The sequence below is a fragment of the Symbioplanes lichenis genome (assembly GCF_030709675.1).
Lineage (GTDB): Bacteria > Actinomycetota > Actinomycetes > Mycobacteriales > Micromonosporaceae > Actinoplanes > Actinoplanes lichenis.
Genome location: NZ_JAUZQD010000012.1, coordinates 144,610 through 161,623, shown reverse-complemented (window position 1 = coordinate 161,623; position 17,014 = coordinate 144,610). Strand labels below are relative to the sequence as shown.

The following is a 17,014-nucleotide window of genomic DNA, read 5'->3' as shown; positions in this document are numbered from 1 at the left end:
GGGGCGGGCCCGGCGCGAGTAAGGGGCGGCAGGCAACCCCTAAGCGGCGAAGCCGGGCCTCAGGTCTTGATCCAGCGCAAGATCTCCCCGGTCACCACGTCCGTCGCCTCCTGGTGCAGGAAGTGGCCGACGCCGTCGATCAGCCGCCATTCGTACGGGGCGATGACGTAACGTCCTGACCCCTGTGCCGTCCGGGGCAGCACAGCGGTGTCGAGCGCCCCGTGCATCTGCAGCGTCGGCGTGGTGATCGGCTGCTGCATGAGTTTGACGAAGCGGTAACCCTGCAGCCGCAGCGCGGAGCGGAACACCCACCGGTACGCCTCCAGCGAGCAGAACGCCGCCTGCGGGATCCGCATGGCTTCGCGGCATCGGGCGGCATAGTCCGCGTACTCGTCGGTGTCTCGCCAGGCCGGACCGGCCCAGTGCTCGACCAGCGCACCCACCTCGGCCGCGTCGTCGCGGGTGAGCACGTGCTCGTAGCGCGGCACCTGGAACTTGAGGATGGCCCGGCTGGCGGCGAGCTGGCCGCGCGGGTCAGCGAAGAGGGCGGCGCGCAGCCGGAGTGGGTGGGCGGCGCCGAGGACGACGAGCCGGTTGACCATCTTGGGGTGGAACGCGGCGGCGGCCCAGCCGATCATGCCGCCGACGCCGGCGCCGACGATCATGGCGGAGCGCTCACCGAGCGCGCGGATGAGACCGGTCACGTCGGCGGCCATCGTGTAGCCGTCGTAGCCGCGCGGGGGCTTGTCGCTGGCGCCGTAGCCGCGCAGGTCGATCGCGACGGCCCGGAAGCCGGCGTCGGCGATCCGGGGCAGCACGTCGTGCCACGCCCACCAGAACTCGGGGAAGCCGTGCAGCAGCAGCACGAGCGGCCCGGTGCCGGCCTCGACGACGTGGAACCGGCTGCCGTTCGCTCCGACGAACCGGTGGGTCCAGGGGCCCTCGGTCAGCACGCACGACTCGTCCACCTGGGAAGTCATGCGACCCAGGGTACGGGTATCCGGTACCGCCGGACATTACGGTTACGAGACGTGCTCGAGCACTTCCAGGCGTACGGGCTCGCCCTCCCCGCAGTCGATGCGCAGCCGCGACGGCACGACCCGGACCCGCACGTGGTCGCCTTTCGCCAGCGTGAGGCCCTCGTCGGAGTACATGGCGAACGGCTTCCCGTCCATGTCGAGCAGCCCGTAGCAGGGGCCGGTGCCGCCCCGGACGATCCAGCCCTCGGTCCAGCCGGGGCTCGCGATTTTGTCCGTCGGGGTCTTGGCGATGCCACTGGGCAACGGCGGGACCGAAATGCCGGAATAAGAGGGAGCGGGGGCCGCCGCAGGGAAGGCGGAAGGGGACGCGCATCCCGCCACGAACGCGAGCGTCAGCAGAGCCGTACCAGCAAAATGTCTCACCTCGATGAGACCCGCAGCGCATCGAAAAGGTTCCCACGAGAAAGCGCCCGGGAGCCGAGGCCCCCGGGCGCCCTCACCACGCGGAGATCAGGAGAACTTGACCTTCATCGAGGTCCCGTTCTGCTGGGTCACCTTGATCTTGACTCCGACGGCGGGCAGCTTGACGCCGGCCCACGGGATCTCGGAGTACCAGTACTTCTTGGTGTCGTCGAACGTCGACTGCGCGGCCTGGCCCCGGATGTAGCTGGCCTTGCCGTTGACGTGCAGCGTGAACGAGTCGGCCTTGGTCAGGCTGAACGGCGCGTCGTAGGTCTGGATGCGCGACCGCCAGGGCGTGCCCTCGATGTTGTAGATCGGCGCCGGGTGCGCGTCGATGATGAGGTTGCGGCCCTGACCCGGGTGGACGTTGATGTTGTTGTCCTTCTGGGAGGTGTCCCAGTAGGAGATGAGCAGGCCCTGCTGGAGCGGGAACTTCTCGACCCAGTCGGGGCGGGTGGTCGGCCAGCCGAAGTTGTACGGGCCGGTCTTCAGGTACTTGTCGTACGACACGTAGCTGCGGTTGCCCGCGATGTAGAAGTTGTCGTACGCCGCCGAGGTGGACGCCCCGACGATGCTGAAGCCGTTGGCGGTCCAGGCCGGGGTGGCCTCGGCGCCGTCGGTCGACACCACGGTGCCGTTCGCCGTGATGGTGAGGTCGTCGCCGAAGAAGCCACCGGCGGAGACACCACCGTCGGTCAGGTAGTGCAGGCGGACCTGCACGCTCTTCCCGGCGTACGCGTCGAGCGGGATGTGGATGTCCTGCCAGGCGCCACCGCTGGAGCCGCTGATGGCGGGACGCGGGTTCTGACCACCGTCGGTGCCGAGGGGCTGGCCGTTGACCGTGCCGTTGAGCGCGGTCCACGTGGTGCCGTCCGTCGACGCCTCGAAGTAGAGGTAGTCGTAGCCCTCTTCGATCTCGTAGCGGCCCTTGAGGTCGAGCGCCGCCGTGGTCTTGCCGGCGAGGTCGACCGTCTTGGTCAGCGTGGTGTTGAGACCGTCGTCGTTGCCCGAGAAGTACTGCTTGGTGCCCGCGAACGGCGCCCCGAGCTGGGTGGTGACCTCCTTGTCGGGCAGGACCACAACCGCAGCCTGTGCCTTCTTGGAGTTGTACTCCTGGGGACCGAGGTCGAGGGTCTTCTTCTGACCCGCGACGACGAGCTCGTAGTCGAGCCAGCCGAGCTGCAGCTTCTGCCAGGCGCCGAGGTCGCCGGGGCGGGTGCCGATCGGCTCGTTGAGCGCGCTGAGCCGGTTCTGGGCCATGAGGGTCCAGAACTCGGGGTTGGCGTTGGTGCCGCCCGAGGTGTCGTAGTCGTCCGGCAGGCCGAGGTCGTGCCCGTACTCGTGGGCGAAGACGCTCATGCCGCCGTTCTCGGCCTGGATCGTGTAGTCGGAGATCCAGATGCCCGTGTTGCCGATCTGCTGGCCGCCGTAGCGGTTGTAGGACGGGCCGGTGACGCCGACGTCGTTCAGGTAGGCGTTCCAGCGGTGCGCCCAGATGGCGTCCTCACCCTGGTACGGGTCACCGTCGGCCTGGTCGCCGCCGGCGTGGACGATCTGGAAGTGGTCGATGTAGCCGTCCGGCTCGTTGAAGTCGCCGTCGCCGTCGTAGTCGTTGCGGTCCCACTGGTCGAACTGCGCGATCTCGGTCTTGATCTGCGCGTCGGTGCGGCCGGCCGCCTTGCGCTCGGCCACCCACTTGTTGACCGCGTCGGTGATCAGCGCCCACGTGTTGGTGTCGCTGCAGACGCCGTTGATGTCGCAGTCCCGGCCGTAGCGGGCCTCGTTGTAGGGCACCTTGACCCAGTCCGAGACCTCGCCCTCGACGCTGTAACGCCCCGAGGACTGCGTCTCGTAGTAGGTCTTGAGCGACTCGACGCCCTTGCCCTCGCCGAAGTACAGCTGCTCGTAGTGTTCCTTGTTGTAGTCCGCCTGCCAGATCGTGCTGTTGTCCTTGGTGCGATCCGGCTGGGGGATCGAGTTGTGGAGCGGACCGTCGAAGGTGACCGGCCCCGGAGTGTCCGGGTCGCTGTCCACATCGGGGTAGTTGGGGTGACGCTCATTGCCGAACTCGGCCAGGATCACGAAGATCTTGTCGGTGCGCTCGTTGCTGAGCTCGACGTACTGGTCCTTGCCCGTGGAGTTCTTGTTCTTACGCTTGCCGAAACCGTCACCTCGGGTCTTGCCGACCTTCGTGACGGTGCTGCCGTTGCGCTTCTCCGTCTTGAACTTGCCGGAGAGTACGCCCTGAACAGCCTCTTCGCGCAGCTCACGCCGCTTGGCCTCGACCGGGTTGACCTTGTCGTCCAGCTTCGGGGCCTTGCCGGCTGTCGTGGTGGGCTCCACCGGTGGCGCCGCCTGGGCCACGGTCGGAAGCGAGATTCCGACACTGGTCACCATGGCAGCGCCGAGTAGTCCCGCGACTACCTTGCGCACGTACGTACCTCCGTCGACGTTCCCGGATCGCTGGGTGCAGCGGGCCGGTGTGCGTTGGTCCCGTGTTCGGGGCCAGAGGTGAACGTATGCAAAATTGGAGATGCATGGAAGTGGTGTGAGTGAATTAATGTGCATGCTCCGACATGGAGGGGTGTCTCTGGGCAACACCCCTCCACCACCCGTTTTGCGTCAGTCCTCCGGCTTCGCCGTCTGCATCCCGGAGGAGATGAGGTCCATCACCGTCGAGTCCTGAAGGGTCGTCACGTCGCCCAGGGAACGGCGTTCGGCCACGTCCCGGAGCAGGCGCCGCATGATCTTTCCGGACCGGGTCTTGGGCAGCTCCGGTACGAGCATGATCTGCCGCGGCTTGGCGATCGGACCGAGTTTCTTGGCCACATGCGCGCGCAGGTCCTGAATAAGTTGCTCGCCCGCGTCGCCCTCGGTGTCCACATTGCCCCGCGGAATGGTGAACGCCACGATTGCCTGGCCCGTGGTCGGATCGGTGGCGCCGACCACCGCGGCCTCGGCGACCGACGGGTGCGACACCAGCGCCGACTCCACCTCGGTGGTCGAGATGTTGTGACCGGACACGAGCATGACGTCGTCGACCCGGCCGAGCAGCCAGAGCGCGCCGTCCTCATCCTTCTTGGCACCGTCGCCGGCGAAGTAGATCCAGTCGTCGCCGGTGCCCGCCCCCTGGCCGAAGCGCGACCAGTAGGTGTCGATGAAGCGCTTGTCGTCGCCCCAGATCGTGCGCAGCATCGACGGCCACGGCTCCTTGAGGACCAGGAAACCCCCACCGCCGTTGGGTACGGACTTCGCCTCGTCGTCGACCACGTCAGCGGCGATGCCGGGCAGCGGGGTCATCGCCGAGCCGGGCTTCGTGCTGGTCACGCCGGGCAGGGGCGAAATCATGATCGAGCCGGTCTCGGTCTGCCACCAGGTGTCGACGACCGGGGTCTTCTCGTGGCCGACGTTCTTCCGGTACCAGATCCAGGCCTCGGGGTTGATCGGCTCGCCCACGCTGCCGAGCACGCGCAACGACGACAGGTCGTACTTGGCGGGGATGTCGTCGCCCCACTTCATCATCGTGCGGATGAGCGTCGGCGCGGTGTAGAGGATCGTCACCTTGTACTTGTCGACGATCTCCCAGAAGCGGCCGCGGTGCGGGGTGTCCGGCGTGCCCTCGTACATGACCTGAGTCGCGCCGTTGGAGAGCGGCCCGTAGACGATGTACGAGTGCCCGGTCACCCAGCCGATGTCCGCGGTGCACCAGTAGATGTCGGTCTCCGGCTTGTGATCGAAGACCGCGTTGTAGGTGTACGACGTCTGGGTCAGGTAGCCGCCGGTCGTGTGCAGGATGCCCTTGGGCTTACCGGTGGTGCCCGACGTGTAGAGGATGAACAGCGGGTGCTCGGCGTCGAAGGCGCGCGGCTCGTGCGTACCCGAAGCCTGCTCGACCGTCTCGTGCCACCACAGGTCCTTCTCGCCCCAGGTGACTTCTTCCCCCGTACGCCGGACGACCAGCACGTGCTCGATGCTGGGGCACTGGGCGACGGCCTCGTCGACGGTCGGCTTGAGGGCGGACGGCTTGCCCCGGCGGTAGCCGCCGTCGGCCGTGATGACCAGCTTGGCGTCCGCGTCCTGGATGCGCGTGGCCAGCGCGTCCACGGAGAAGCCGCCGAAGACCACGCTGTGCAGGGCGCCGATCCGGGCGCAGGCCAGCATGGCGACCGCGGCTTCCGGGATCATCGGCAGGTAGATCGCGACCCGGTCGCCGGCCGTGACGCCCAGCTCGGTCAGCGTGTTGGCCGCCTGGCTGACGCTGGTGAGCAGGTCCGCGTACGTGATGGTGCGGGTGTCGCCGGGCTCGCCCTCCCAGTGGATGGCGACCCGGTCGCCGTGACCCGCCTCGACGTGCCGGTCCACACAGTTGTAGGCGATGTTCAGCTCGCCGCCGACGAACCACTTCGCGAACGGCGGGTTCGACCAGTCGAGCACTTGGTCCCACTGCTTGGTCCAGGCGAGACGGCCCGCCTGCTGGGCCCAGAACGCCTCACGGTCGCCGGCGGCCCGGTCATAAGCCTCGGCCTGCACATTGGCGTTCGCGGCCAGCTCGGCCGGCGGCGGGAACTGCCGCGTCTCCGAATACAGGTTCTCCAGCGACTTGCTCATGAGGGCGGCTCCTCTGCTCTTTTTTCTGCACACTAGTGGCGCCCCGGCAGGGCGGCGAGGCCCGCGAGCCGGAGCGCGCCGAGTGGGGGACCGTGCGCGCCGACCGGGCATGACATGATCGGTACTGCGCGAATCTTGCCACTTCCACGCCACTTTGCGCAGCACATGTTTCGGGACTTTTTCCCGCTACCGTAGTCCGGTGACGACTGATCCGCTGGCGCCGCTGCTCGCCCTCCCCGGCGTCTCCGACGCCTTCGCCGAGGCCCGTGAGCGGGTCGACGCCGCCCTGCGCCACCGGGCCCTGCGCCGCCACGGGGGGCAGGTCGCGGCCGAGGTGGGGCTCCGGGCCGCAGTCGCGAGCGCGGCCCTCGACGAGCATCGTTACGACCTTTCCGAGGTACGCGCGGGCACCGTCACCGACCCGGTGGTGCAAGGTGCCCTCCGCGTCTCCGAGGCGCTCGGCGGGCTCGTCGACCTCTGGCCCCGGGCGCCGCGTCAGGTGCTCGCCCGGCTGCACATGCTCGCCGCCCGGGGTTCCGTGGCCGAGCCCGCCCTCGGCCGCCTCACCTCCGGCGCGGAGCGGATCGACGCACTCGCCGGTCTCGTCGCCGGCAACGAGCGCACGCCGCCGCTGCTGCTCGCCGCGATCGTGCACGCCGAGCTGATCACCCTGCGCCCCTTCGCCGGCCCGGCCGGAGTCGTCGCGCGTGCCGCCGCCCGGCTCACCCTGGTCTCCCGCGGCTTCGACGCCCGGGGCCTGGTCGGGGTCGAGGAGGGCCATCTCGCGCGCGAGCCCGAATACGTGGGCTCCGCCGGTGCGTACGCGACGGGCACGCCCGACGGCGTCCGGTCCTGGCTGAAGCACTACGCCGCCGCGGTGGCCGAAGGTGCCGACGGAATCATCCGCATCGGGGATGAGGTTCTGTCCCCGGCGGCCGGGTGACCGTTCTATTTTTGGGGCCATGGGAGACGACTGGAACCGTCCCTACTCGCCCGGGACCGGCCGCTGGCTGGTGATCGGCTGGGAAGCGGTGGCGTTCGGGCTGCTGGCGTGGGCAAGCGTGGACCTCTTCGGCATCAGCGGCGCCGGCCTGCACGTGCTCGCGATGGTGACGGCGGCCGTCTGGGTCGTGGCGGGCTGGCGGATCCTGGAGATGGGCGTCTACGTCCGCCCGGCCGGGCTGCAGATCCGGGGCCTGCTGCGCTCGCGGACGCTGCGCTGGGACGAGATCGCGCACGTCCGGCTGCACCGGCACACCAACAAGATCGGCCGGTTCGAGATCGAGGGCGGGATGACCGTGCTGATCGAACGGCGCGACGGGTCGTACGTCAACACCGAGCTCTTCGCGCAGGGGATCGACTTCCACCGGCGGCCGCACGTCTTCCGCGAGGTCTATCACGAGCTGCGCGATCGGCACCTGGCCGCGGCTTCGTCGTGAAATGTAAGGACGGCGCCTCGCTCGCGAGGCGCCGCCGCTAGCGCGTCCGACCGGGTTATCAAGCGTGTACCTGGGTCGTTGTCGGCAGTCCTTCCGGCATCCGGAGGGTCCCGCCGCAACGTGCCTGCCGTGGCTGATCGCGCGTGGGTTCCCGGTGGCCGCGCACGGTGCCCGCTCGGGGCTTCCGCTCCTTCTTTCTACGCCTCGCCCGGCCCCCCGGGAAGGGGAAACCATATGGTCAGACGCTTGCGGCGGCGATTCTGGCCTTGCGGTGCCGCCCGTAGAGAGCGACGCCGATGGCCACTCCGACACCGACGCCGAGCGCTGCCGCAGCGACCGGAACGGCCGGCTTCTCCCGCAGTCGCCGGCCCACCGGAATCGGGTGCCGGAACTCCAGCACGGGCCATGCGTGCTCCGCGGCCACACGGCGCAAAGTGCGGTCCGGATTGACCGCGCTCGGGTGCCCGACCGCTTCCAGCAACGGCAGGTCGCTGCTCGAATCGGAATAGGCGTAACAGTGGGCGAGGTCGTATCCGCGCTCGGCCGCGAGCTTGCGGACGCCCTCCACCTTGGCGGGGCCGGCCGAATAGAACTCGACCTCGCCGCTGAACCGCCCGTCGACTATTCGCATCCGGGTGGCGATGATGTCGGTGACGCCGAGCAGCATGCCGATCGGGCGCACCATTTCGTCGCCGGAGGCCGACACGAGGACCACGTCGCGCCCCGCCGCCTGGTGCTCCGCGATCAGGGCGGCTGCTTCGGCGTACACGTAGGGGTTGATCAGCTCGTTGAGGGTCTCCGCCACGATCTGCTGGACCTGCTCGACCTTCCAGCCCTTGCACAGCGCGGCGAGATAGTCGCGGGTGCGGGCCATGGTCTGCTCGTCGGTGCCGCCCAGCCGGAACATGAGCTGCGCATAGGCCGACTTCACCACGTCGCGCCGGCTGATCAGCCCATCGCGATAGAACGGCCGTCCGAAAGCCAGCGCGCTGGACTTGGCGATGACGGTCTTGTCGAGGTCGAAGAACGCGGCGCTGGGGCCCACGGGCCGAAAGTGTAGCCGTAAGGCGCGAGGAACACGCCCGATGGTGCCGGGCTCGCATATCCGGTGACGGTGGGTACTCGACGGTGACGCGTGGCTGAGGCATGCTTGTGGTGCGACAGCGATTCATGTTGCTGGTGTGGTGGCATGTCGCGGTCGCGATTGCCGCGCAGTTCGTGCGTCCGTCTCTCGGTGGTTGCGCCCCCCGCGATCACCGAGCGCGATTCGGCTCGACCCCCCCGGAGCCGAATCTCGGACGACCCCCGTCGCCCCCGGCGGGGGTCGTTCCCGTCTCTTGTGGCGGGCCTTCTCGCCTTTCCCGGCGTTTGTCCTCGGCTTGCCTGCCGGGCGTTTGTTGCCCGGCGTTTTCCGCCCGCTTTTGCTCGCGGGTCAGGCGCCGGTGGCCTGGCTCAGGCCGGCGGACTGCTCGTCGTCGGGCATGCCGAAGAGCTCGGTCAAGCCGGTCACGGAGAGAACGCGCCGGAAGCTGTCGCTCGGGTTGACCACCACGAAGCGGATCTGCGCCTCGGACGCGGCCCGGTAGCCCTCGATCAGCGCGCCCAGGCCGGTCGAGTCGATGAAGGTGGCGTCGCCGAGGTCGATTTGGATGCGCTCCGGCGACCACTGGCCGAGCGCGTCGCGGATGCCCTGCGCCACGTCGTCGGCGTTGGAGAAGTCGATCTCGCCCAGCACGGTCACGCACGCGGTGCCGTCCTCGCCGAACGTGCTGCGGATCGGGTTCTCCATGCCAACTCCATCGGTCGTGTCGGCACCAACATACCCAACGCCGAACTCGTTCAGTCTTCCCGCATCGGCGCCGGATCGCCCGTCGTACGCCCGGTCCGCGGGGATTTGCCCAGCTCCGCATAGCAGATCGAGCCGCCCGCGCCCCGGTTGTCCACAGGCCGCGCCGTTGTCCACAGGCTAGCGATCGTGGCTTGAGCGGCACCGGCCCGGGCGGCCACCGTAGGGCCCCTCACCAGCCGTCCCCCGCTCCGCTGGAGGCCCGATGTCCCGCTCTGACCCGGTTCCTGCGCTCCTGACCGGGCGCCCGCTGTTGGTGACCGCCGACCAGCACCTCCTCGACGACCTGTTACGCCTGGCGGCCGCCGGTGGCGTCGAGGCCCACGTGGCGCCTGATCCGGTGGCTGCCCGCGCCCACTACCGCTCCGCGCCGCTCGTGATCGTCGGCGCCGACCAGGTCGTGGCCTGCGGCCGGGCCGGTCTGCCGCGCCGCGACAAGCTGATCGTCGCGGGCTACGGCGCGGCGCTCGATCCGCTCTGGGAGCTGGCCCGCGGTCTCGGTGCCGAGCACGTGGCACTGCTGCCCCAGGCGGAGCCCTGGCTCGTGGACCGCTTCGGTGAGCAGCCCGGGCCCCCGCCGCAGGGCCGGGTCGTCGCGTTCGTCGGCGGCCGGGGCGGGGCCGGCACCTCCACCCTGGCCACCGGCCTGGCCGTGACGGCCGTCAGGGCGAGACTGCGCACGCTCCTGCTCGACGCCGACCCGCTCGGCGGCGGCCTCGACCTGATTCTGGGCTGGGAGCGGAGAAGCGGCCTGCGCTGGTCGGCCCTCGCCGAGGCCGGGCCCGGGTTCGAGTCGTCCGCCCTGCTGGAGTCGCTGCCCGCCGACGGCGACCTGGTGCTGCTGTCCTTCGCCCGCGACGCCCTGCCCGGGGTGCCCGGCGAGGTCATGGCCGTGACCCTCACCGCCGCCCGCAAGCTGCGCGACCTCACGGTTGTCGACCTGCCGCGGCATCTCGACGACGCCGCCGTCCTGGCCCTGCAGTCCGTCGACGAGGCCTTGCTGATCGTGCCGGCCGACCTGCGCGCGGTCGCCGCGGCGGGTCGCATCGCCGCCACCGTCCGCCTGCATTGCGAGGCGCTGTCGGTCGTCGTGCGGGGCAACCCGGGGGCGAGCACCGTGACGGCCCGCGAGGTGGCCCGATCTCTCGGTCTTCCCCTGGCCGCCCAGGTGCGCCACGAGCCGGCGCTCTGCGACGCGGTGGAGCGCCGGGAGCCGCCCGCCGCCACCGGCCGGGGACCGTTCGCGGACAGTTGCCGGGATCTCCTGGCGCTGGTCACCGCCCGCACGACGGAGGCCGTGGCATGACCGCCCGCCCGCGGCATTCCTCCGAGAGCGGCGCCCAGGGCGGCCCGGTCGCCGTGACCATGCGGATGCCCTCGCTGGCCGAGCGGGTCCGCCGCTACATCGCCGAGGACCGCGGCGAGGCCACCCCGGCCGCCGTCGTGACCGCCGTGCGGCAGGAGGCCGACGCCGCGGTGCTGGGCGACACCACCGTGCTCAGCCTCGCCGGCCGGGTGCGCGACCAGCTCGTCGGCGCCGGCCCGCTCGCGCCGCTGCTCGCCGACCCCCAGGTCACGGACATCCTCGTCAACGCGGACCAGGTGTGGGTCGACCGGGGCCACGGCCTGCAGCGCGCGGCCGTGCCCATCGGCGACGGCGACGACGTCCGCCGCCTGGCCCAGCGCCTGGTCGCCGCGTGCGGGCGCCGGCTCGACGACGGCCAGCCGTTCGCCGATGCCCGGCTGCCCGACGGCACCCGGCTGCACGCCGTCCTGCCGCCGGTGGCCACGGCGGGGCCGTACCTGTCGCTGCGCACCTTCCGGCAGCGGCCCTTCAGCCTCGACGACCTGGTCGCCGCGGGCACGGTGCCGCCCGCCCTCGCCCCGGTGCTCGAGGCGGTCGTGGCGGCCCGGCTGGCCTATCTGGTCACCGGGGGCACCGGCTCGGGCAAGACGACGTTGCTGGCCACCTTGCTCGGTCTCGTCCCGTCGACCGAGCGGATCGTGCTGGTGGAGGACGCTGCCGAGCTCCGCCCGGTGCACCCGCACGCGATCACCCTCCAGCCGCGCACCGCCAACGTCGAGGGCGCCGGCGCGATCGGCCTGACCGACCTGGTGCGGCAGGCCCTCCGGATGCGCCCCGACCGTCTGGTGATCGGCGAGTGCCGGGGCGCCGAGATCGTCGACCTGCTCGGCGCCTTGAACACCGGCCACGAGGGCGGGGCGGGCACTCTCCACGCGAATGCCCCGGCGGACGTACCGGCCCGGCTGGAGGCGCTCGGCATGCTCGGCGGGCTGCCCCGGGCCGCGGTCCACGCCCAGGTCGCCGCCGCGCTGCAGGTCGTCCTCCAGCTGCGCCGCACCGACCAGGGCCGTCAGCTCGACTCGATCGGCGTGCTGCTGGCGACCGGCGAGGAGCGGCTCGTCACCGTTGTGCCCGCCTGGCAGCGCGGCCGGGGCACCGGGCCGGGATCCGCCACGCTCGTCCGGCTCCTCACCGAGCGCGGCGTTGCCGTGCCCGCTGTGCTGGGCGGCCGGTCGTGACCCGCGTCGCCGCTGCCCTGGTGCTGCTCGCCGCCGTCGTCGTGGCCTGGCCGGCGCCGTCCGGTCTGCGCCGGCTCGGTCCCCGGACCCGCGCGCCCCGGCGGCGGCCGAGCTTCGAGCAGCTTCTTGTGCGCGCGCCGAGGCGCCTCCTCGCGCTCACATCGCTGGCTGCTGCGGCTCTGGCCTTATTGACGGGCGGACCGGTGGCCGCGGTCCTGGCCGGGATCTACGCGGCGCTGGGCGCGCACATGGTGACGCGGATGACCCGGCGGCGGCGCGCGGCCCGGCAGCAGCTCGCCGACCTCGACGCGCTCAGCTCCCTGGCTGCCGACCTGCGCGCCGGGGCAGCCCTGCCCGGTGCCGCCCGTCAGGGTCACGACAGCGTCGGGGGCGCGAGCCGGCTCGGTGCCGTTCTGGGTGCCGTGCAGCACCTCGCCGAGCGGACGGGGGCGCCGGCCGCGGACCTGCTCGACCGGGTCGAGTCCGACGCCCGGGCCGGCCGGCGGCTGCAGGCGTCGACCGAGGCCGAGGCGGCCGGGGCGCGCATGACGGCGGTGGTGCTGGCGTTCATGCCGCTCGGCGGTCTCGGACTCGGAGCCGTCTTCGGCATCAATCCCTTCGACGTCCTGCTGCGGACGCCCGTCGGCGCGGCGTGCGCGGTAGGAGCGGCGGCGCTGCACACCGCCGGCCTGCTCTGGTCCGAACGCATCACGCACGGGCGGGAGCGGTCCACGGGCGCCTTCCGGCTCGCCGTCGGGCGGGAGGTGCTGTCGTGATCGAGCACCCCTGCGGCGCCTTGGCGGTCTCGGCGACGGGCGGCGGGCCGGTGCGCGTGCCGTTCCGGCTGTGCTGCGTGGCCGCTTTGTTCGCCACGAGCGCCGGGCAGGCTCCTCCTCAGTGCTTGCTGGCGCGCACCACAGCCCGCCCCGGCGCGGGGAGCGTCGAGCAGCGGGACGACCTGGGGCGGGCGGCATGAGAGGCCGGATCGTGGTGGCGGTGCTGTGCGGTGCGGTCGTCGCTTGGTATTCGGGGCGGTGGTGGGGAATCGCGCTGGGCGGGGTGGTGGCGTACGGGGTCGATCGTTATCTCCGCCGGCTCGAGCCCGCGGCGGTGCGGGCGGCTCGGGAGCGGGCCGAGGCCGACCTGCCGCTCGCGGCCGATCTGCTGGCGGCGGCGCTGCGGGCCGGCGCCCCGGTCGAACGGGCGGTGGCCGCCGTGGCCGAGGCGCTGTCCGGACCCCTCAGCGACCAGCTCGACCGGGTGGCCCGCTCTCTGCGGCTCGGCGCCGACCCGCCGGAGGCGTGGGCGCACCTGGCCCGACCGGCCGGTCCCTCGGCCGCCGACCGGCTCGTCGCGGTGGCGGTGCGGTCGAGTGCGAGCGGTGCGGCTCTGGCCGGGGCGCTGACGCGGCTGGCCGGCGACTACCGCGCGGACCGGACCATCGCCGCCGAGGCGGCTGTGCGACGGGCCGGGGTGCTCATCGTGCTGCCGCTGGGGCTGTGCTTCCTGCCCGCCTTCCTGCTCGCCGGGCTCGTCCCGGTGCTGATCGCCGTTCTGGGCGACGTGCTTTGACCACCCATGAGGCCGCCCTCCGCGGCGGCCTCGAAAGCCGTCGCGTTGCGGCGGCGCCGAAAGGCCGTCGCGTTGCGGCGGCGCCGAAAGGCCGTCGCGTTGCGGCGGCATCGAAAGCCGTCGCGTCGGGGCGGCGCCGAAAGGCCGTCGCGTCGCGGCGGCACCGAGAGAAGAAGGAGCAACTCTTCGTGCATCGATTGATCGCTCAGCTGGTCGGCCCGCTCGGGGCTGACGACGGATCGCACACGGTGGAATACGCGGTGGGCACTCTGGCGGCGGCCGGGTTCGGGACCGTGCTCTACAAGGTCGTCCAGAGCACCTCCATCACCACCCAGCTCACCAAGCTGATCAGCGAGGCCCTGAATTGATCGCGCGCCGGCAGCCCGCGGCGGGTGACCGGGGGTCCTACGCGGCCTGTGATCGGGGGTCTTACACGGTGGAGCTCGCTGCCGGGCTGCCGGCGCTCATGCTGCTCCTGTTCGCGGGGCTGACCGCCATCTGTGCCGTCGGCGCCCAGGGAAGCTGCGCCGACGCGGCCCGCGAGGGCGCCCTCATGGCGGCGCGCGGTGACTCCGGTGTCCGGGCCGCCGCCGACATCGCCCCCGACGGCGCGCAGATCGTGGTGACGCCCTCGGCCGCCGAGGGCACGGTGACCGTCACCGTGCGGGCGCCCGCGCCTCTGCTCGGCGACATGCTTCCGCAGATCACCGTCGAGGGGCGGGCCGTGGCCGCACTGGAGCCGGGAGTGCTGCCATGACGGGCGGGAGCCGGGGATCGGCTCGGGACCGGGGGTCGGCGACGATCATGGGGGTTGCGGCCGGGCTCGTCATGGTGTTCGCGGGGATGAGCGGCGCGGCCATCGGTGCCGCCCGGGTCGCGCGGCACGAGGCTCGGACGGCCGCCGACTTCGGGGCGCTCGCCGGGGCCGCCCGGGCGATCGAAGGGGAGCCCGCCGCGTGCGCCCGCGCCGCCGAGCTGGTCGCCGCGAACGGTGGACGCCTGACGCGCTGCTCCCTCCACGGCCTCGAACTGACCGTCACGGCTCGGACGGACCTCGAGCTGCCCGGCTACACCGGTCACGCTTCAGCGGTCGCGAAAGCGGGCCCGGTGACTCATCCAGGCAGCGGATCCGAGGCGACCGGCGGCCGTCCGGTGACTGCGGCAAGCCGAGGAGGTGACCGGATGCCGGGGGAGCGCGGGTCAGGCGGGCCGGGGGAGGTGGGCGAGGACGATGTCCAGGACGTGGATGGCCTTGGCCTTGTCCAGGGGGTTGTTGCCGTTGCCGCACTTCGGGGACTGGACGCACGACGGGCAGCCCGTCTCGCAGACGCACGTGGCGATGGCTTCGCGGGTGGCGCCGAGCCAGGCGCGGGCGGTGGCGTGGGCCCGTTCGGCGAAGCCCGCGCCGCCCGGGTGGCCGTCGTAGACGAAGATGGTCGGGCTGTCGGTGTCCTGGTGGTCGGCTGTGGACAAACCGCCGATGTCCCAGCGGTCGCAGGTGGCCATGAGCGGCAGGAGGCCGATGGCGGCGTGCTCGGCGGCGTGCAGGGCGCCCGGGACGTCGGCGGGCTCGACGCCGGCGGCCAGGAGGGCGCCGGGGCTGATGGTCCACCAGACGGCGACCGTGCGGAGCTGGCGGGCCGGGAGGTCGAGCTGGTGGGTGTCGATCACCTCGCCGGTGCGCAGGCGCCGGCGCTGATAGGAGACGACCTGGCTGGTGACGTCGACGTCGCCGAGGAAGAGGCTGACCGGGCCGGTGTCGAGGCGTTCGCGGACGGCGACGACGGAGATGTCGGTGACGTCGCGGGCGTGGGTGGACCAGTCGGGGTCGGCGGCGTGGACGAGGGCCACGGCATCCTCGAGGTCCAGGTCGTCGACCAGATAGGTGGCGCCCTGGTGCAGATAGACCGCGCCGGTGTGGAGCATGACGTGGGAGGAGCCGGGGTCGACAGTGCCCAGCAGACGCCCGGTGGCGGACTCGACGACGGCGACCGGGGCGCCACCTGTGCCACGGAGGTCGACGTCGGGGCGGCCCTGGTGCGTCCAGTACCAGCCGGTGGGGCGCTTGCGGAGGGCGCCCGAGGCGACCAGCGCGTCGACCGCCGCCTGGGCCGTGGCGCCGCCGAAGAGCTCGAGGTCGGCCGGGCGGAGCGGGGCCTCGGCGGCCGCGCAGCAGAGCTGGGGCCCGAGGACGTACGGGTTGGCGGGGTCCAGCACCGTGGCCTCGACGCCGCGGCCGAAGAGCGCCTCGGGATGGTGCACGAGATAGGTGTCCAGCGGGTCGTCGCGGGCCACGAGGACGGCGAGGGCTTCGCCGCCGGCGCGCCCGGCCCGGCCCGCCTGCTGCCACAGGGAGGCGCGGGTGCCTGGATAGCCGCAGATGAGCACCGCGTCGAGGCCGGCCAGGTCGACGCCCAGCTCGAGGGCGTTCGTGGAGGCCAGGGCCAGCAGGTCGCCGGTGAGGAGGGCGCGCTCGATGGCCCGGCGGTCCTCCTTGAGATAGCCCGCGCGGTAGGCGGCGACGCGGCTGCCCAGCCCGGGAACGGCCTCGTCGAGCTGGTGGCGGGTCATCGAGGCGACGACCTCGGCGCCGCGGCGGGAGCGGACGAAGGCGAGAGTGCGGGTGCCGGCCACCACGGCGTCGGTGAGCAGGTCGGCGGTCTCGCTGAGGGCGGAGCGGCGGGTCGGTGGCAGCTCGGGGTCCTCGGCGGGGAGCAGGGGCGGCTCCCAGAGGGCGAAGGTGACCGCGCCCCGGGGCGACGCGTCGTCGGTCACCGCGGTCACGGGCAGCCCGGTCAGCCGGGAGGCGGCGCCGGCCGGGTCGCCGGAGGTGGCGGAGGCGAGGACGAAGGTGGGGGCGCCGTTGTAACGGGCCGCCATCCGGCGCAGGCGGCGCAGGACATGCGCGACGTGGGAGCCGAAGACGCCCCGGTAGGCGTGGCACTCGTCGATGACCACGTAGGCGAGGTGACGCAGGAAGACGGCCCACTTCTGATGGCTCGGCAGCATGCCGTGGTGCACCATGTCCGGGTTCGTCAGCACGAAGCGGGAGTGCTGCCGGATCCACTCCCGCTCCTCGCGCGGGGTGTCGCCGTCGTAGGCCGCCGGGCGTACCCCGTCGAGGCCCAGCCGTTGCAGCGAGCGCAACTGGTCCGCTGCGAGCGCCTTGGTCGGGGAGATGTAGAGCACGGTCGCCCGGGGGTCGGCGAGCAGGCGGCTCAGCGCGGGCAGCTGATAGGCGAGCGACTTGCCCGAGGCCGTGCCGGTGGCGATCACCACATTGCTGCCCTCGTGGGCCAGCGTCGCGGCGGCGGCCTGGTGCTCCCAGGGCTGGAAGCCGTAGGCCTCTCGCAGCTCCGGCGGGGCCCATTCGGGCCAGGACACCGGGCGTCCGGAGCGTGCCTCGACCCGCTCGACGTGGGTGATCGGCGACTCGTCCGCGCTGGTCCGGCCGGCGCGGAGGCGATGCAGCAACTCGGCCGGGCCGAGCGCGCCCAGCGGCTGCCGGGCTGCGGGCACACCCCGGGCTGTCGTCGTCACGTCCTGCACTCTGACACCGGTAT

16 protein-coding genes and 1 pseudogene are annotated in these 17,014 nt (G+C 72.0%); 10 read left to right on the top strand and 7 right to left on the bottom strand.

What is annotated here, in order from left to right; genetic code table 11:
- Window positions 1–59: 59 nt before the first annotated feature.
- The 4 genes from RAN62_RS27780 to acs form a co-directional block, all read right to left on the bottom strand.
- Window positions 60–980 (bottom strand): alpha/beta fold hydrolase, encoded by a 921-nt coding sequence (locus tag RAN62_RS27780; RefSeq protein WP_305787723.1) that lies wholly within the window; start codon window positions 978–980, stop codon window positions 60–62.
- 42 nt (window positions 981–1,022) lie between these two features.
- Complete coding sequence (locus tag RAN62_RS27775; RefSeq protein WP_305787722.1) at window positions 1,023–1,283, bottom strand: hypothetical protein; 261 nt, start codon at window positions 1,281–1,283, stop codon at window positions 1,023–1,025.
- A gap of 207 nt (window positions 1,284–1,490) precedes the next feature.
- Window positions 1,491–3,875 carry an immune inhibitor A domain-containing protein gene (locus RAN62_RS27770; protein WP_305787721.1) on the bottom strand — a complete coding sequence of 795 codons (2,385 nt, stop codon included), beginning with the start codon at window positions 3,873–3,875 and terminating at the stop codon, window positions 1,491–1,493.
- A gap of 189 nt (window positions 3,876–4,064) precedes the next feature.
- The gene (gene acs, locus RAN62_RS27765; RefSeq protein WP_305787720.1) at window positions 4,065–6,050 is read right to left on the bottom strand and encodes an acetate--CoA ligase; all 1,986 of its coding nucleotides are present in this window, start codon (window positions 6,048–6,050) and stop codon (window positions 4,065–4,067) included.
- Between the two features lie 199 nt (window positions 6,051–6,249).
- On the opposite strand from acs, the gene RAN62_RS27760 reads away from it, so the two are divergent.
- Together RAN62_RS27760 and RAN62_RS27755 are read left to right on the top strand one after the other, a co-directional pair.
- Window positions 6,250–6,993, top strand: coding sequence for a Fic family protein (locus RAN62_RS27760; RefSeq protein WP_305787719.1), 744 nt, complete (start codon window positions 6,250–6,252; stop codon window positions 6,991–6,993).
- A gap of 19 nt (window positions 6,994–7,012) precedes the next feature.
- Window positions 7,013–7,489, top strand: coding sequence for a PH domain-containing protein (locus tag RAN62_RS27755; protein ID WP_305787718.1), 477 nt, complete (start codon window positions 7,013–7,015; stop codon window positions 7,487–7,489).
- Between the two features lie 238 nt (window positions 7,490–7,727).
- On the opposite strand, the gene RAN62_RS27750 is transcribed toward RAN62_RS27755, so the two are convergent.
- Together RAN62_RS27750 and RAN62_RS27745 are read right to left on the bottom strand one after the other, a co-directional pair.
- Window positions 7,728–8,534, bottom strand: a complete 807-nt coding sequence (locus tag RAN62_RS27750) for an HAD family hydrolase (protein ID WP_305787717.1) — start codon at window positions 8,532–8,534, stop codon at window positions 7,728–7,730.
- A gap of 387 nt (window positions 8,535–8,921) precedes the next feature.
- Window positions 8,922–9,278 (bottom strand): STAS domain-containing protein, encoded by a 357-nt coding sequence (locus tag RAN62_RS27745; RefSeq protein ID WP_305787716.1) that lies wholly within the window; start codon window positions 9,276–9,278, stop codon window positions 8,922–8,924.
- Window positions 9,279–9,591: 313 nt separating this feature from the next.
- On the opposite strand from RAN62_RS27745, the gene ssd reads away from it, so the two are divergent.
- The 8 genes and pseudogenes from ssd to RAN62_RS27705 form a co-directional block, all read left to right on the top strand.
- Window positions 9,592–10,641 carry a septum site-determining protein Ssd gene (ssd, locus tag RAN62_RS27740; protein ID WP_305787872.1) on the top strand — a complete coding sequence of 350 codons (1,050 nt, stop codon included), beginning with the start codon at window positions 9,592–9,594 and terminating at the stop codon, window positions 10,639–10,641.
- A 65-nt stretch (window positions 10,642–10,706) separates the two neighbouring features.
- Complete coding sequence (locus RAN62_RS27735; protein ID WP_305787871.1) at window positions 10,707–11,879, top strand: TadA family conjugal transfer-associated ATPase; 1,173 nt, start codon at window positions 10,707–10,709, stop codon at window positions 11,877–11,879.
- Window positions 11,876–12,655 carry a type II secretion system F family protein gene (locus RAN62_RS27730; protein WP_305787715.1) on the top strand — a complete coding sequence of 260 codons (780 nt, stop codon included), beginning with the start codon at window positions 11,876–11,878 and terminating at the stop codon, window positions 12,653–12,655. Before RAN62_RS27735 ends, RAN62_RS27730 begins: the two co-directional genes overlap by 4 nt.
- On the top strand, window positions 12,652–12,855 hold the full coding sequence (locus tag RAN62_RS27725; RefSeq protein ID WP_305787714.1) for a hypothetical protein: 204 nt from the start codon (window positions 12,652–12,654) through the stop codon (window positions 12,853–12,855). Before RAN62_RS27730 ends, RAN62_RS27725 begins: the two co-directional genes overlap by 4 nt.
- Complete coding sequence (locus RAN62_RS27720; RefSeq protein WP_438874559.1) at window positions 12,777–13,451, top strand: type II secretion system F family protein; 675 nt, start codon at window positions 12,777–12,779, stop codon at window positions 13,449–13,451. Before RAN62_RS27725 ends, RAN62_RS27720 begins: the two co-directional genes overlap by 79 nt.
- Window positions 13,448–13,819: a DUF4244 domain-containing protein gene (locus tag RAN62_RS41440; RefSeq protein WP_438874558.1), complete on the top strand. Its 372-nt coding sequence runs from the start codon at window positions 13,448–13,450 to the stop codon at window positions 13,817–13,819. Before RAN62_RS27720 ends, RAN62_RS41440 begins: the two co-directional genes overlap by 4 nt.
- Before the next feature lie 68 nt (window positions 13,820–13,887).
- Window positions 13,888–14,208: a TadE family type IV pilus minor pilin gene (locus RAN62_RS27710; protein WP_305787712.1), complete on the top strand. Its 321-nt coding sequence runs from the start codon at window positions 13,888–13,890 to the stop codon at window positions 14,206–14,208.
- Window positions 14,205–14,546, top strand: a pseudogene (locus RAN62_RS27705) (Rv3654c family TadE-like protein); the annotation flags it as partial. The gene RAN62_RS27710 and the pseudogene RAN62_RS27705, both read left to right, overlap by 4 nt.
- A 105-nt stretch (window positions 14,547–14,651) precedes the next feature.
- Here the strand turns inward: RAN62_RS27705 and RAN62_RS27700 are convergent.
- Window positions 14,652–16,991 (bottom strand): DEAD/DEAH box helicase, encoded by a 2,340-nt coding sequence (locus RAN62_RS27700; RefSeq protein ID WP_305787711.1) that lies wholly within the window; start codon window positions 16,989–16,991, stop codon window positions 14,652–14,654.
- Window positions 16,992–17,014 lie beyond the last annotated feature (23 nt).